The following is a 15,419-nucleotide window of genomic DNA, read 5'->3' on the forward strand; positions in this document are numbered from 1 at the left end:
GTAATTAAGTTTCTGAAATTTTCAACAAAAAAAAGAGACGTTCCGTCTCTTAATCACAACTTTGAATGACTGCTATCATCCCGCTGCTAAAGGAAAAACCTGCTGTTTGTGTCAGAAATTCATTGCTAGCATAAGAAGTTGGGTACGGTACTTGGACGTTTTCTAATAAATACTTGCTACCTGTTAACGTCAAATCTGTTACCGGCGTCAAACAGCAATACGCCAAATACTGCATCCCAGGTTCTTTTTCCAATTGATAGGTGCCTGGTAAAAAGAACTGAACGACATTTTGACGATCTAAAAAACGCAAATTTGGGGCAAATGGACGAAACCGATCTTCTAAAACTAACCACAGATTGGCTAAAAGATGGTCAAGGCGTCCCCCCGTTGCACCAATCACGTCGATTTGCGCTTCTGGATAAAGACGCAACGTCTCAACCAATGCCAATTGAGTATCTGTATCATCTTTTTCAGCAGGGGCTTGGATCACTGTCTTAACTTGTTGTTTGACCGCTTGCAGTTCTGCTGCGGTCAGGGAGTCGAAATCACCGATTGCCAGATCGACTGGCCGTTGGTGCTGAAGCAAAAACAGGGCCCCACGATCAATTCCAATGTATTTATCATACGCCATCAACTGTGGCCAATTTTCAGGACTTCCACCTGCCGCTAACAAAATCTTCATTTATTGCAAAGCTTCTTTCAAGGCTCTGATTTGCGCCGCAGGTTCATCGGCATCGTAAATATAGCTTCCTGCTACAAAGACATTTGCGCCTGCTTCCAGGCAGCGTTTGGCTGTCTCAGGAACGATCCCGCCATCTACTTCGATATCATAACGGTAGCCTTTTTCTTCTTTTAAAGCAGCCAGCGCCGCAATTTTTTCCAGTGATTCTTCAATAAAGGATTGCCCACCAAACCCTGGATTAACCGTCATAACTAACACTTGATCACACATGGATAAAACATGTTCAATGGCTGAAACTGGTGTACCTGGGTTGATGACGATTTCTGCTTTGACATTTTCTGCCACAATCATTTGGATCGCACGATGGATATGAGGCGTTGCTTCCGCGTGGATACCAATGATATCTGCGCCAGCTTCCGCGAAGGCATGGATATACTTTTCTGGCTCGGTGATCATTAGATGAACATCCAACGGCAGCTTGGTAACTGGGCGAATCGCTTTAACGATGTTTGGGCCTAAGGTAATATTAGGGACGAAATGACCGTCCATCACGTCTACGTGAATGTAATCTGCGCCATGGCGTTCCACTAACTCAATGTCTCTTTGAAGATTTGCAAAATCGGCACTTAAAATAGATGGTGCTAGTTTCATCATGCTTTTCCCTCACTTTTTCTTCTTTTTATAAACCGGACGTCGGTTTTCAATCTCTTCTAAAAATTGCACGTAATTTTTGTAACGAGTTGCAGCAATCTCATTTGCTGCAACTCCCTGTTTAACTGCACAATCAGGTTCATTGAGGTGCATACACTCCCTAAAGCGGCAGTTGGAAGCTACTGCTAAAAAATCAGGGAAGAGCTTTGGTAACTCTACTGCTTCGATTTCCAGAAAATCGATCGAACTAAATCCTGGTGTATCGGCAACCAATCCATCACAAATCGGCAAGAGCTCCACATGACGGGTCGTATGTTTCCCCCGTCCGAGAGATTCTGAGATCACTCCTGTTTCCAATGCCAATTCCGGGACGATTCGATTCAATAGCGTAGACTTTCCAGCACCGGATTGCCCCATAAAGACGGTGATCCGCTCAGGGAGGTACCGTTGAAGTTCCAATAGATCTTCGCCTTCTGCTTTTGACGTGATCACGTGGTAGCCAATTGCTTGATAGGTCTCCTCAATTGCTTTCATTGCGGCAAGATCTTTCACAAGATCCGCTTTTGTCAAAAAGATGATCGGTTCGATCCCCTCATACTCTAAGGTCACCAAAAAGCGATCCAATAGATTATAGGAAAAGTTCGGCTCAACTAGACTTGTCACGACCACTCCTTGATCCACATTTGCGACTGGCGGTCGAACCAGCTCATTTTTTCGCGGCAAGATCTCTAAAAGATAGCCGTCTGTTTGATTGCTGCTTTCAAAAATCACTTCATCCCCAACCAAAGGAGTGATTTTTCGATTTCGAAAATTTCCTCGAGCGCGGGTTTGAAAGATTTCATCTTCTGATGCCACATAATAAAATCCGCTTAGCGCTTTGATGATTTGTCCCTTCAAACAATTTCCTCCTCGTTTTTTACTATTGTATCATATTTTCAGGTCTTCTCACTGGCTGAAAACACAAAAAAAGCCTGAAGCGAATGCTTCAGGCATCAAAAAATCGGGAAGACAGGATTCGAACCTGCGACCCCTTGGTCCCAAACCAAGTGCTCTACCAAGCTGAGCTACTTCCCGATAATAAAAATGAAACAAATAAAAAGACTACGCGCCCAAGAGGAGTCGAACCCCTAACCTTTTGATCCGTAGTCAAACACTCTATCCAATTGAGCTATGGGCGCATATTATGAAATGCCGAGGACCGGAATCGAACCGGTACGGTGATCACTCACCGCAGGATTTTAAGTCCTGTGCGTCTGCCAGTTCCGCCACCCCGGCTGAAAATTGCTAAGGCAAAGCGGAAAACGGGGTTCGAACCCGCGACCCCCACCTTGGCAAGGTGGTGCTCTACCACTGAGCTATTTCCGCGTATTCCTGATGCCGGCTAAAGGACTTGAACCCTCGACCCTCTGATTACAAATCAGATGCTCTACCAACTGAGCTAAGCCGGCAATGAAGTGCGGGTGAAGGGACTTGAACCCCCACGCCCGAAGGCGCTAGATCCTAAATCTAGTGCGTCTGCCAATTCCGCCACACCCGCATAGGTTATTACTATGAGTCGTACAGGGCTCGAACCTGTGACCCTCTGATTAAAAGTCAGATGCTCTACCAACTGAGCTAACGACTCATATGGGGGTTAACGGGATCGAACCGCTGACCCTCTGCTTGTAAGGCAGATGCTCTCCCAGCTGAGCTAAACCCCCATAAGGTAAAAAAAACGCGTGGCGACGTCCTACTCTCACAAAGGGAAACCCTTCACTACAATCGGCGCTAAGAAGCTTAACTTCTGTGTTCGGCATGGTTACAGGTGTATCCTTCTTGCTATCGCCACCACACTATTCAATTGAGTAAGTGTTGCTCACTCAAAACTGGATCGAAGAAATCAAAACGCTACGAGTTTACGTGCTTTTTTCTTTTTGGTTAAGTCCTCGATCGATTAGTATCAGTCCGCTCCAACCATCACTGGCCTTCCACTTCTGACCTATCTACCTGATCATCTCTCAGGGATCTTACTTTCTTAAAGAAATGGGAAATCTCATCTTGAGGTGGGCTTCACACTTAGATGCTTTCAGCGTTTATCCCTTCCCTACATAGCTACCCAGCGATGCCTCTGGCGAGACAACTGGTACACCAGCGGTAAGTCCATCCCGGTCCTCTCGTACTAAGGACAGCTCCTCTCAAATTTCCAACGCCCGCGACGGATAGGGACCGAACTGTCTCACGACGTTCTGAACCCAGCTCGCGTGCCGCTTTAATGGGCGAACAGCCCAACCCTTGGGACCGACTACAGCCCCAGGATGCGACGAGCCGACATCGAGGTGCCAAACCTCCCCGTCGATGTGGACTCTTGGGGGAGATAAGCCTGTTATCCCCAGGGTAGCTTTTATCCGTTGAGCGATGGCCCTTCCATGCGGAACCACCGGATCACTAAGCCCGACTTTCGTCCCTGCTCGAGTTGTAGCTCTCGCAGTCAAGCTCCCTTCTGCCTTTACACTCTTCGAATGATTTCCAACCATTCTGAGGGAACCTTTGGGCGCCTCCGTTACCTTTTAGGAGGCGACCGCCCCAGTCAAACTGCCCATCTGACACTGTCTCCCAGCCCGATAAGGGCTGCGGGTTAGAGTGGCCATAACGCAAGGGTAGTATCCCACCATTGCCTCCATCGAAACTGGCGTCCCGATCTCTACGGCTCCTACCTATCCTGTACATGCGGTACAGACACTCAATATCAAACTACAGTAAAGCTCCATGGGGTCTTTCCGTCCTGTCGCGGGTAACCTGCATCTTCACAGGTACTAAAATTTCACCGAGTCTCTCGTTGAGACAGTGCCCAAATCGTTACGCCTTTCGTGCGGGTCGGAACTTACCCGACAAGGAATTTCGCTACCTTAGGACCGTTATAGTTACGGCCGCCGTTTACTGGGGCTTCAATTCGTACCTTCGCTTACGCTAAGCACTCCTCTTAACCTTCCAGCACCGGGCAGGCGTCAGCCCCTATACGTCATCTTTCGATTTTGCAGAGACCTGTGTTTTTGATAAACAGTCGCTTGGGCCTATTCACTGCGGCTGCTCGTTAGAGCAGCACCCCTTCTCCCGAAGTTACGGGGTCATTTTGCCGAGTTCCTTAACGAGAGTTCTCTCGCTCACCTTAGGATTCTCTCCTCGACTACCTGTGTCGGTTTGCGGTACGGGCCGTTGTTTTCTCACTAGAAGCTTTTCTTGGCAGTGTGACATCAGAAGCTTCGGTACTATTATTTCCCTCCTCATCACAGCTTGTCCGTATAGGTAGAAGCATTTGACTCCTACCAAGACTTACTGCTTGAACAGACATATCCATCAGTCTGCACTTCTTAGCCTCCTGCGTCCCTCCATTGCTCAAACAAAAACAACGGGTACAGGAATATCAACCTGTTGTCCATCGCCTACGCCTGTCGGCCTCGGCTTAGGTCCCGACTAACCCTGGGCGGACGAGCCTTCCCCAGGAAACCTTAGTCATTCGGTGGACAGGATTCTCACCTGTCTTTCGCTACTCATACCGGCATTCTCACTTCTAAGCGCTCCAGCAGTCCTCACGATCTGCCTTCAACGCCCTTAGAACGCTCTCCTACCAATGCACCTAATGGTGCACTCCACAGCTTCGGTAAACTATTTAGCCCCGGTACATTTTCGGCGCAGGGTCACTCGACTAGTGAGCTATTACGCACTCTTTAAATGGTGGCTGCTTCTAAGCCAACATCCTAGTTGTCTGTGCAACCCCACATCCTTTTCCACTTAATAGTTATTTGGGGACCTTAGCTGGTGGTCTGGGCTGTTTCCCTTTCGACTATGGATCTTATCACTCACAGTCTGACTCCCGGATATGAATGAATGGCATTCGGAGTTTATCTGAATTCGGTAACCCGAGATGGGCCCCTAGTCCAAACAGTGCTCTACCTCCATCATTCTCAATTCCGAGGCTAGCCCTAAAGCTATTTCGGAGAGAACCAGCTATCTCCAAGTTCGTTTGGAATTTCTCCGCTACCCACACCTCATCCCCGCACTTTTCAACGTACGTGGGTTCGGTCCTCCAGTGCGTTTTACCGCACCTTCAACCTGGACATGGGTAGATCACATGGTTTCGGGTCTACGACAACATACTCATTCGCCCTATTCAGACTCGCTTTCGCTGCGGCTCCGTCTCTTCAACTTAACCTCGCATGCTATCGTAACTCGCCGGTTCATTCTACAAAAGGCACGCTATCACCCATTAACGGGCTCTAACTTGTTGTAGGCACACGGTTTCAGGATCTATTTCACTCCCCTTCCGGGGTGCTTTTCACCTTTCCCTCACGGTACTGGTTCACTATCGGTCACTAGGGAGTATTTAGCCTTGGGAGATGGTCCTCCCGGATTCCGACGGAATTCCTCGTGTTCCGCCGTACTCAGGATCCTCCTAGGTGTTATCCAAATTTCGCCTACGGGGTTTTTACCCTCTTTGACATACTTTTCCAAGTATTTCGACTATCTGAATAGACTACCATATCGGAGTCCTACAACCCCAACAAGCAAGCTTGTTGGTTTGGGCTTTTCCCGTTTCGCTCGCCGCTACTCAGGGAATCGAATTTTCTTTCTCTTCCTGCAGGTACTTAGATGTTTCAGTTCTCTGCGTCTACCTCGACTGCGCTATGTATTCACGCAGACGTAACATCCTATAAAAGATGCTGGGTTTCCCCATTCGGAAATCTCTGGATCATAGCTTACTTACAGCTCCCCAAAGCATATCGGTGTTAGTCCCGTCCTTCATCGGCTCCTAGTGCCAAGGCATCCACCGTGCGCCCTTATTCACTTAACCTTTGACCTTACGGTCGGTTTTGAGTACTTCTTCTAGCGATAGAAGGTTGCTCAAGAAAATAAGCGTTGAACTTATTAAAAAACTCTTTTAACATTTCAACTCGGTGTGTGTTACTTGTTTTGATTTTTTCTTCGATATCCAGTTTTCAATGAACAAATTTGTTTGAGAGTAAACCTCTCAAAACTGAACAAAGGCAAACGATGTGTAGTCTTCCGAAATATTCCTTAGAAAGGAGGTGATCCAGCCGCACCTTCCGATACGGCTACCTTGTTACGACTTCACCCCAATCATCTATCCCACCTTAGGCGGCTGGCTCCAAAAAGGTTACCTCACCGACTTCGGGTGTTACAAACTCTCGTGGTGTGACGGGCGGTGTGTACAAGGCCCGGGAACGTATTCACCGCGGCGTGCTGATCCGCGATTACTAGCGATTCCGGCTTCATGTAGGCGAGTTGCAGCCTACAATCCGAACTGAGAGAAGCTTTAAGAGATTAGCTTAGCCTCGCGACTTCGCAACTCGTTGTACTTCCCATTGTAGCACGTGTGTAGCCCAGGTCATAAGGGGCATGATGATTTGACGTCATCCCCACCTTCCTCCGGTTTGTCACCGGCAGTCTCGCTAGAGTGCCCAACTAAATGATGGCAACTAACAATAAGGGTTGCGCTCGTTGCGGGACTTAACCCAACATCTCACGACACGAGCTGACGACAACCATGCACCACCTGTCACTTTGCCCCCGAAGGGGAAGCTCTATCTCTAGAGTGGTCAAAGGATGTCAAGACCTGGTAAGGTTCTTCGCGTTGCTTCGAATTAAACCACATGCTCCACCGCTTGTGCGGGCCCCCGTCAATTCCTTTGAGTTTCAACCTTGCGGTCGTACTCCCCAGGCGGAGTGCTTAATGCGTTTGCTGCAGCACTGAAGGGCGGAAACCCTCCAACACTTAGCACTCATCGTTTACGGCGTGGACTACCAGGGTATCTAATCCTGTTCGCTCCCCACGCTTTCGAGCCTCAGCGTCAGTTACAGACCAGAGAGCCGCCTTCGCCACTGGTGTTCCTCCATATATCTACGCATTTCACCGCTACACATGGAATTCCACTCTCCTCTTCTGCACTCAAGTCTCCCAGTTTCCAATGACCCTCCCCGGTTGAGCCGGGGGCTTTCACATCAGACTTAAGAAACCGCCTGCGCTCGCTTTACGCCCAATAAATCCGGACAACGCTTGCCACCTACGTATTACCGCGGCTGCTGGCACGTAGTTAGCCGTGGCTTTCTGGTTAGATACCGTCAAGGGATGAACGTTTTACTCTCATCCTTGTTCTTCTCTAACAACAGAGTTTTACGATCCGAAAACCTTCTTCACTCACGCGGCGTTGCTCGGTCAGACTTTCGTCCATTGCCGAAGATTCCCTACTGCTGCCTCCCGTAGGAGTCTGGGCCGTGTCTCAGTCCCAGTGTGGCCGATCACCCTCTCAGGTCGGCTATGCATCGTTGCCTTGGTGAGCCGTTACCTCACCAACTAGCTAATGCACCGCGGGTCCATCCATCAGTGACGCAAAAGCGCCTTTCAACTTTCTTCCATGCGGAAAATAGTGTTATACGGTATTAGCACCTGTTTCCAAGTGTTATCCCCTTCTGATGGGCAGGTTACCCACGTGTTACTCACCCGTTCGCCACTCTTTTCCTTTCGATGGAGCAAGCTCCGGTGAAAGGAAAAGCGTTCGACTTGCATGTATTAGGCACGCCGCCAGCGTTCGTCCTGAGCCAGGATCAAACTCTCATAATGATTTGTTTGAATGACCATATGGTCATTAAGCTCATAAAAATTAACTTTGCTAGCTATTGCTTGCATGTATTTGTTTCAATAAATTGAAACGTCCTACACATTGGTTCGTTTGCTTGCTTTGTTCAGTTTTCAAAGGTCTACAGTGCTGTGTTAGCAACTTTTATATCATATCAGAGCGACAATTGATTGTCAACTCTTTTTTAAAAGTTTTTTTCGCTCGTTGTTTTTCAACTTCGCAGCGGCTGTCTCAGCGACTTCATTAGAATAACAAATGATTTGTTATTTGTCAACAACTTTTTTTAATTAATTTTGTTGATGTATCAACATCGATTAACTATTTTAAAATTGCGACTTCGTTATAATATCATCTGTCGAGCTGTGCGTCAACCACTTTTTTAAATTCTTTTTACGAATTCGTTTAGTCATTTGGCACATGTAATAATATACCAAGACTTGCGCTATTCGTCAACCATAAAATGATTGATAGACCAACGTTTCTAGTTACTCCGTTTCCAAAGATGATTCGTGATTTTTAGTCCGTGATTTCCGCCTTTTTTAAGGACTTTTTCCGTTATTATTTGCCTATCGTTCGTCTTTTTCCTTTTTGTGTTTTCTTAATTCCTATCATTCTTATAAATTTAAGTATGATTTTATCTATTTTGTGGAATATTTGCTAAAATGGAGAAAAGAATATTGTTCCTAGGAGGACCCAGTATGAAAATACTTGTAGCAGATGATGACAAAGAGATCGTAGAACTATTAAGCATTTATTTACACAATGAAGGTTATGAATCGGTCAAAGCATATGATGGAAAAGAAGCACTGACCAAGATCCGCACCACTTCTGATATCGAACTATTGATCTTAGATATCATGATGCCAGAAATGGATGGCATGCAAGTCGTGAAAGAATTGAGAAAAGAATCCCAAATCCCTATTATTATGCTGACCGCTAAAACAACCGATATGGATAAGATTCGTGGATTGGTCGCCGGTGCGGATGATTATGTCACAAAACCTTTCAACCCATTAGAAGTTATGGCCCGGGTAAAATCGCTATTGAGAAGAACCAAGATGCAGGCTGCTTCAAATCAACCAGAGATTCTAGAAGTAAGCTCCCTTATTATCAATCGCGATTCCCATGAAGTAAAAACCGTCGATGGCAACGAAATTCAATTGACTGCATTAGAATTCGGTATCCTCTACTTGCTGGCATCGCATCCGAACCGTGTCTTTAGCGCCGATGAGATTTTTGAACGAGTTTGGAAACAAGAAAGTGTCGTTTCTGCCAAAACAGTTATGGTCCATGTCAGTCACTTACGAGATAAGATCGAAGAAGCCACGGATGGTGAAAAAGTCATCCAAACAGTATGGGGGGTCGGCTACAAAATAGATGCGAAGTAAACCAACTGAAAAAAAGCGCAACACACCCATCGAAAAAAAGAAACGGATCACGCTGACCTCAAAGGAAATCAGTGAGTTATTTGCCGAAGGAATTGTAACGATTGTTCTTTTACTTCTATTAAATATCGCTATTTTGGTCATCTTGACCTCAATCGTTGAAAATTCACCAGATTTAGTTGATGCCATCTACGCATCGAAGAATGCTTTCACATCTGCCTTTAATACAGATATCTTCCGCAGTGGACGCAACTTCATTCTACCGATGTTCTTCCTATTAGATGTGATCGTCTTATATTGGCGTTTGATTCGTCGCTACCATCAAATGCAGCTACGTCACATCATCAGCGAGCTTCATTTTATTGCGGAAGGCAATTACGATCATCGCATCCCCTTCGAGTTACGGGGCGATTTAAGTCGGATCGTTTCTAATATCAATGGCTTAGTCGACAGTACGGTGGCGGCGATTGAAGATGAACGGCGGATCGAGCAATCCAAAGATGAGCTGATTACCAATGTCAGTCATGACATTCGAACACCGTTGACTTCGATCATCGGCTATTTAGGTCTAATTGAAGATCGACAATACCATTCAGAAGAAGAATTGCTGAAATATACCCATACGGCGTATGTCAAAGCCAAGCAAATGAAATCCCTTGTCGATGATTTGTTTGAATACACAAAAGTGCGCCAGCCTAGCGTCCCAATCAATGTGATGGAATTTGACATGGCCCAGCTAGTGGAACAATTGGCGGCGGACTTTGAATTAGAAGCTAGTCGGAAAGGCATCAAGATTGAAACATACACCCGTCCGGAACACATCGAGATGGATGGCGATACCGAAAAACTGGTGCGGGTCTTCAATAACTTGCTTTCGAATGCCTTGAAATACGGCAAAGGCGCCGATAAGATCCGCATGGAAGTCGAGAAAGTCGGGACCGAAGCGATCTTAACAGTCAAAAACAATGGGCAAATGATCCCTAAGCAAGCCCTTGATTCTCTATTCGACCGTTTCTACCGAGTGGAAGAATCCCGCTCTCAAGAAACAGGAGGAACTGGCTTAGGTCTAGCGATCGCTCAAAGCATCGTCGCCTTACATGGCGGCTATATCTATGCCAAGTCAACGCCGGAATGGACGTCCTTTATTATCCATCTCCCGTTGAAACGCAACAACTTATCCAACACACAAACCTATGGTTGACGACCCAACATTTTTTGGGTATGCTAGAGAAAATAATCAAGGCACAGAACCTAGTATATTTTTTTCATCTGTATAGAGAGCTGATGGTTGGTGAAAATCAGTGTTGGAAAAAATAGAATCCAGTTCTTTAACGTGTATTTTTCGAAAGAAAAATCGTTGGCTCACGATACGAGCAGCAAGGGCAGCGCAAGCTGAACTTGGGTGGCACCGCGAATGGTCATTTCGTCCCAAGCAATACGGGATTGGAATGGCCTTTTTTCTATGGAAAAATCAAAGGAGGATGTATCACTATGTTAGATGTAAAAATGATTCGCCAAAATTTTGCTGAAGTACAAAGCAAACTCGCAACACGAGGTGTCCAAAAAGAAGTGTTGGACCGCTTTTTAACACTTGATGAGCGTCGCCGAGAACTCTTAGTCCAAACGGAAGAGCGCAAGAAATTGCGTAATGAGGTTTCTGGTGAGATCGCCGCCTTGAAACGGGCGAAAGAAGATGCGGCAGATAAAATTGCCCAAATGAAAGAAGTCGGCAGCCAAATCAAGCAATTGGATGAAGAGATCGCTCAAATTGATGAAGACATCAAAGAGATCGCCACGACGTTGCCGAACTTGCCCAATGATTCTGTTCCGGTGGGCAAAGATGAAGACGACAATGTAGAAGTCCGCCGCTGGGCAGACCCAAAAACCTTTGCCTTTGAACCAAAACCCCATTGGGAGATCGCAGAAGACTTGGGGATCCTCGACTTTGAGCGGGGTGCCAAAGTTTCTGGTAGCCGTTTTGTTTACTACAAAGGCTTAGGTGCTCGTTTGGAACGTGCCTTATACAACTTCATGTTGGATCAGCATGTTTATGAGCATGGGTATACGGAGATGATCACCCCGTATATCGTCAATAGCCAAGCAATGTTCGGTACTGGGCAATTTCCGAAGTTCAAAGAAGATGTTTTCCAATTGGCAGACACTGATTTGACTTTGATCCCGACTGCGGAAGTACCTTTGACCAACTACTATCAAGGGGAGATCTTAGAACAAGAACAGCTCCCTGCCTACTTCACTGCCTTGAGCCCATCATTTCGTTCAGAAGCCGGCAGCGCTGGCCGTGACACTCGCGGTTTGATTCGCTTGCACCAATTCAATAAAGTCGAAATGGTGAAATTCAGTGATGCAGAACATTCTTATGAAGAATTAGAGAAAATGACGGCTAATGCCGAAGATATTTTGCAAAAACTCAATTTGCCTTACCGTGTGCTTAGCTTGTGTACAGGAGATATGGGCTTTTCTGCAGCGAAGACCTATGATTTAGAAGTATGGATCCCTGCCCAAGAGATGTATCGTGAGATCAGCTCTTGCTCAAACTGTGAAGACTTCCAAGCACGTCGTGCCATGATCCGTTACCGTGATCAAGAGGGCAAGATTCACTACATGCATACACTAAACGGCTCTGGTTTGGCTGTCGGTCGGACGGTAGCCGCAGTGCTTGAAAATTATCAAAACGAAGACGGCAGTGTAACGGTACCAGAAGTTCTGGTTCCTTATATGGGCGGACTGACAAAAATTGAAAAAGCCTAAGCCTTAGTAACCTCAGTAGCACCCCCCTAGAGAACAGTCACACCGCGTGAGCTGTTGCCTAGGGGTTTTCTTGTTTACGTAGCCTAGAGTGGTTTCCATCCCCCTAACCACTTTGATCACTTCTTGCAAGAGAAACAACGCAACAAGGCTGTAATTTTTAAGCGAATAATTAGAAAAATCCCTTTGTCTTTTTAATCCTCTATCAGAAACCGGGCATGATCGTTGAAAGTGCCTGTGACTTATGGTAACGTGGGCATAATTTAGGATGGAATGAAGGGAGCTTCACCAATGCCCGAACGAAAGACCTATGCCCGTCGGAGTGACTTGCACAAGAAACCAAACAATAATCAAAAACGAACAGCATCAGCTGAAGAAAGACCGAAAGGACCACCCTCGAGAAAGAAGCCGTATCGGAAAGCAATTTTTTCCTTATTTGCCTTATTATTGATCGTTTTGATCGCAACGGCTGGCTCGGTTCTTTACACCTTGCACCAACAAGAAGTTGCGGCCAAAGCAAAATATGAGGCAGCTGCAGAGAAATTACTGGCATCAATCCAAGCAGAACAAAGCCAAAATGGGTTAAAAACAACGCCTGAAGTGCTCTCAGAAGGAGCAAACAAAGAACTGATCTACCGCCCGCAAGACCTCGATGCGTTTCCCATCAAAGATATCAAAGACCGGTTGACAAAAGCCGCTGAGTCATTGCGCAAAAAACAAACGGAAAAAGAAGTCGTCACCGTTGCCCGTATCCAAGCACAAACGGTAGCTGCAAAAGTCTCTACCTATTCATTAAAAGCCGACAGCTATGTATGGAATCGAGAAACCGGTCGTTTTGAAGATGCTGATCGTTTAACAGATGCACCGATCTTCGTATCAGAGAAGACGCAAACCGAATTGTCTTTGAAAGAACTTGTTCCTGATGAAGGCAGCTTATTAGGTATTCAACAAGTCATTCAACAGAAACTGCTGGATCAAGCCAAGGAACCCGCAAAAATCATCGACGCCGTCTTGGCCATGGAGCGGATCACCTTCGATTCGAAATTTACTTATGATCCGGAAAAGCTGACCATCGAATTGCCAAAAAATCAGACGGAAGCGACAGAAATCACCCTGTCTTACAGCGAGATCGCCCCATTCATTGATCCTGATCTCGTGGCTGCTGACCAACTCAACAATGCCTTGCCAAGTCTTGACCCCAATAAAAAATACGTGGCATTGACCTTTGATGATGGACCCAACAGTACCTCCACTATGGATCTTTTGAACATCTTACAAGAAAATGACGTCAAAGCGACCTTCTTTATGCTGGGACAAATGGTTGAGCAATATCCACAAGCTGCCAAAAAAGTCCAAGAAGCCGGGCACGAGATCGCCAGTCATTCATACTCTCATCCGCAGCTGAATACTCTTTCAGCGGAAGATTTGCAGGCAGAAGTTACGAAAACCAATAAAGCCATTTACCATGCGACGGGTTTACTACCTAGGAATTTACGGCCCCCTTATGGCGCTATCGACAAACAAAGCGCAGAAACCATCGGCATGCCGATCATTCAATGGGACATCGATTCTCAAGACTGGAAATTGAAGGATCCGAAGAAAATCAATGCCTTGGTTCAACAAAATGTCTTTAATGGTGCCATGATCTTGATCCATGATATTCACCCGAAATCTGTGAAAGCCGTACCGGGAGTCATTAAAACACTCAAAAACGAAGGCTACGAATTCGTGACCGTCGATCAATTATTAGAAGCACGGCAAAAACCGTTGCATCAATACTTTGGGATGAACGATGAACGCCTCGTTGATTAAGAGAAAAAGGAACGCAGCAAATTGTCTCTTGCTGCGTTCCTTTTTAGTTATTGGATCATTCCCTCTTTTTTAGCCCTTCTTTTCTTCATACACATTAGTCACAAAAATTTGAATCAATAGATCAGCGACAGCTTTTGGCGGCATCGTTGAAAAATCTTTGAGCCAGCGTTCGATCAAACCGATAGACCCGCAGACAAAAAAGCTAAGGCACAGTTCCAATTCTTCCTCGGAAGCATCTTGAAAGTATTGGGCAAATCGTTTCAAGGTCTCCGGTTTGATTTCTGACAACAAAAGATTCAGCAAATGGCTGTTGTTCAACAAAATCAAATGGGTGGTACTAGGATTCTCATACAAAATCGTCAATAGTTTTTCCAGCCAAAGATCCAATGACAAATTTTCCTGCTGCAAGTTCGATGCGATCTGCTCAACGAGCTCCCCTTCGATCTCCTCCAACAAAGCGGCTGTGTCCTTATAATATTTATAAAATGTTCCCCGATTGATATCTGCTCGTTCCGCAATCTCTTTGATCGTGATTTTGCGATACTCTTTTTCCAACAATAACTCCTGAAAGGCGCGCCGGATCACTTTTTTCGAGTAGATCGTTCGACGGTTCCCGACAGTCCCTACCATATCGTTTCCCCTTTTCTCTGTACATTTAATCAATATTTGTCTATTTAATGACAAATAAGCAAGCATTGAGGATTGCTCTTACTTTTCTTTCTTAGTATACTAACACCATGTGATTAAATCAACACGTGTTTAAAAAATGGAGGCTTTATTAATGAGTTATGTTGAAGTAAAGAATGAATATAAACGCTATCAGATGGGCGAAACCACTATCACTGCCAACAATGATCTTTCCTTTGCCATTGAAGAAGGCGAATTAGTGGTGATTCTTGGACCTAGTGGTGCCGGAAAATCGACCGTTTTGAATATCTTAGGCGGGATGGACTCGCCAGATGAAGGAGAAATCATTATCGACAATGTCGATATCGCGAAGTTTAACGACAAACAATTAACAGAATACCGCCGTACAGACGTTGGGTTTGTCTTCCAGTTTTATAATTTGGTCCCAAATCTGACAGCAAAAGAAAACATTGAATTGGCTACTGAAGTCTCCCCGAATGCACTCGATCCTGATGAAGTCTTGGCCCAAGTCGGGTTAGAAAACCGCAAAAACAACTTTCCTTCTCAGCTTTCTGGTGGGGAACAGCAGCGGGTATCGATCGCTCGGGCGTTAGCCAAAAACCCGAAACTGCTGCTATGCGATGAACCGACTGGTGCTTTGGACTTTGAAACAGGAAAACAAGTGTTGAAGCTTTTGCAAAACGCTAGCCGGAAAAATGGCAATACGGTGTTGATCATCACCCATAATAGCGCCATTGCCCCGATCGCCGATCGGGTGATCCATATCAACGATGCCACTGCCCGTTCCATTGAAGAGAATCCTCATCCCATCTCGATCGATGAAATCGTTTGGTAGGAGGATCT

9 protein-coding genes, 8 tRNA genes, 3 rRNA genes and 1 other annotated feature are annotated in these 15,419 nt (G+C 45.8%); of the genes, 5 read left to right on the forward strand and 15 right to left on the reverse strand.

From position 1 onward, the window contains the following. Positions 1-49 precede the first annotated feature (49 nt). The 14 genes from IGJ26_RS16445 to IGJ26_RS16510 form a co-directional block, all read right to left on the reverse strand. The gene (locus IGJ26_RS16445; RefSeq protein ID WP_016612034.1) at positions 50-682 is read right to left on the reverse strand and encodes a thiamine diphosphokinase; all 633 of its coding nucleotides are present in this window, start codon (positions 680-682) and stop codon (positions 50-52) included. Further along, positions 683-1,336, reverse strand: coding sequence for a ribulose-phosphate 3-epimerase (gene rpe / locus IGJ26_RS16450; RefSeq protein ID WP_176257020.1), 654 nt, complete (start codon positions 1,334-1,336; stop codon positions 683-685). Positions 1,337-1,345: 9 nt separating this feature from the next. Further along, positions 1,346-2,230: a ribosome small subunit-dependent GTPase A gene (rsgA, locus tag IGJ26_RS16455; RefSeq protein ID WP_430599757.1), complete on the reverse strand. Its 885-nt coding sequence runs from the start codon at positions 2,228-2,230 to the stop codon at positions 1,346-1,348. 103 nt (positions 2,231-2,333) lie between these two features. Beyond that, positions 2,334-2,407, reverse strand: a tRNA-Pro gene (locus IGJ26_RS16460). Between the two features lie 30 nt (positions 2,408-2,437). Beyond that, a tRNA-Arg gene (locus tag IGJ26_RS16465) sits at positions 2,438-2,511 on the reverse strand. Positions 2,512-2,522: 11 nt separating this feature from the next. Beyond that, positions 2,523-2,608 (reverse strand) — tRNA-Leu (locus IGJ26_RS16470). An 18-nt stretch (positions 2,609-2,626) separates the two neighbouring features. After that, positions 2,627-2,698, reverse strand: a tRNA-Gly gene (locus tag IGJ26_RS16475). 10 nt (positions 2,699-2,708) lie between these two features. Beyond that, a tRNA-Thr gene (locus IGJ26_RS16480) sits at positions 2,709-2,781 on the reverse strand. 7 nt (positions 2,782-2,788) lie between these two features. Continuing rightward, a tRNA-Leu gene (locus IGJ26_RS16485) sits at positions 2,789-2,870 on the reverse strand. Positions 2,871-2,884: 14 nt separating this feature from the next. Next, positions 2,885-2,957 (reverse strand) — tRNA-Lys (locus IGJ26_RS16490). A 3-nt stretch (positions 2,958-2,960) separates the two neighbouring features. Continuing rightward, positions 2,961-3,033: transfer RNA gene (locus IGJ26_RS16495), tRNA-Val, on the reverse strand. Between the two features lie 16 nt (positions 3,034-3,049). Further along, positions 3,050-3,165, reverse strand: a 5S ribosomal RNA gene (gene rrf / locus IGJ26_RS16500). Between the two features lie 81 nt (positions 3,166-3,246). Next, positions 3,247-6,161: ribosomal RNA gene (locus IGJ26_RS16505) — 23S ribosomal RNA — on the reverse strand. 228 nt (positions 6,162-6,389) lie between these two features. Beyond that, positions 6,390-7,949 (reverse strand): 16S ribosomal RNA (locus IGJ26_RS16510). Together the 16S, 23S and 5S rRNA genes with 8 tRNA genes alongside form the textbook arrangement of a ribosomal RNA operon. Before the next feature lie 714 nt (positions 7,950-8,663). Between IGJ26_RS16510 and IGJ26_RS16515 the strand changes: the two genes are divergently transcribed. The 4 genes from IGJ26_RS16515 to IGJ26_RS16530 all read left to right on the forward strand — a co-directional run bounded on the left by IGJ26_RS16515 (position 8,664) and on the right by IGJ26_RS16530 (position 13,928). Beyond that, positions 8,664-9,353: a response regulator transcription factor gene (locus tag IGJ26_RS16515; RefSeq protein ID WP_008376963.1), complete on the forward strand. Its 690-nt coding sequence runs from the start codon at positions 8,664-8,666 to the stop codon at positions 9,351-9,353. Beyond that, positions 9,343-10,551 carry a sensor histidine kinase gene (locus IGJ26_RS16520; RefSeq protein ID WP_005232945.1) on the forward strand — a complete coding sequence of 403 codons (1,209 nt, stop codon included), beginning with the start codon at positions 9,343-9,345 and terminating at the stop codon, positions 10,549-10,551. Before IGJ26_RS16515 ends, IGJ26_RS16520 begins: the two co-directional genes overlap by 11 nt. Positions 10,552-10,586: 35 nt before the next feature. Further along, positions 10,587-10,784 (forward strand) — a binding site (T-box leader). A gap of 57 nt (positions 10,785-10,841) precedes the next feature. Beyond that, positions 10,842-12,119, forward strand: a complete 1,278-nt coding sequence (gene serS / locus IGJ26_RS16525; protein ID WP_005232944.1) for a serine--tRNA ligase — start codon at positions 10,842-10,844, stop codon at positions 12,117-12,119. A gap of 288 nt (positions 12,120-12,407) precedes the next feature. After that, the gene (locus IGJ26_RS16530) at positions 12,408-13,928 is read left to right on the forward strand and encodes a polysaccharide deacetylase family protein (protein WP_034872098.1); all 1,521 of its coding nucleotides are present in this window, start codon (positions 12,408-12,410) and stop codon (positions 13,926-13,928) included. A gap of 69 nt (positions 13,929-13,997) precedes the next feature. Here IGJ26_RS16530 and IGJ26_RS16535 read toward each other — a convergent pair whose 3' ends face one another. Continuing rightward, the gene (locus IGJ26_RS16535) at positions 13,998-14,624 is read right to left on the reverse strand and encodes a TetR/AcrR family transcriptional regulator (RefSeq protein ID WP_005232942.1); all 627 of its coding nucleotides are present in this window, start codon (positions 14,622-14,624) and stop codon (positions 13,998-14,000) included. A gap of 85 nt (positions 14,625-14,709) precedes the next feature. On the opposite strand from IGJ26_RS16535, the gene IGJ26_RS16540 reads away from it, so the two are divergent. Further along, positions 14,710-15,411, forward strand: coding sequence for an ABC transporter ATP-binding protein (locus IGJ26_RS16540; RefSeq protein WP_430599758.1), 702 nt, complete (start codon positions 14,710-14,712; stop codon positions 15,409-15,411). Positions 15,412-15,419: the final 8 nt, after the last annotated feature.

It is taken from the genome of Enterococcus sp. AZ095a (assembly GCF_050546735.1).
In the GTDB taxonomy this organism is placed as follows: domain Bacteria; phylum Bacillota; class Bacilli; order Lactobacillales; family Enterococcaceae; genus Enterococcus_D; species Enterococcus_D entomosocium.

Excerpts from the sequence above, each read along its gene's own strand:
- IGJ26_RS16445 (WP_016612034.1), bottom strand. The coding sequence starts at position 682 with ATGAAGATTTTGTTAGCGGCAGGTGGAAGTCCTGAAAATTGGCCACAG.
- rpe (WP_176257020.1), bottom strand. The coding sequence starts at position 1,336 with ATGATGAAACTAGCACCATCTATTTTAAGTGCCGATTTTGCAAATCTT.
- IGJ26_RS16515 (WP_008376963.1), top strand. The coding sequence starts at position 8,664 with ATGAAAATACTTGTAGCAGATGATGACAAAGAGATCGTAGAACTATTA.
- IGJ26_RS16520 (WP_005232945.1), top strand. The coding sequence starts at position 9,343 with ATGCGAAGTAAACCAACTGAAAAAAAGCGCAACACACCCATCGAAAAA.
- serS (WP_005232944.1), top strand. The coding sequence starts at position 10,842 with ATGTTAGATGTAAAAATGATTCGCCAAAATTTTGCTGAAGTACAAAGC.
- IGJ26_RS16530 (WP_034872098.1), top strand. The coding sequence starts at position 12,408 with ATGCCCGAACGAAAGACCTATGCCCGTCGGAGTGACTTGCACAAGAAA.
- IGJ26_RS16535 (WP_005232942.1), bottom strand. The coding sequence starts at position 14,624 with ATGCTTGCTTATTTGTCATTAAATAGACAAATATTGATTAAATGTACA.
- IGJ26_RS16540 (WP_430599758.1), top strand. The coding sequence starts at position 14,710 with ATGAGTTATGTTGAAGTAAAGAATGAATATAAACGCTATCAGATGGGC.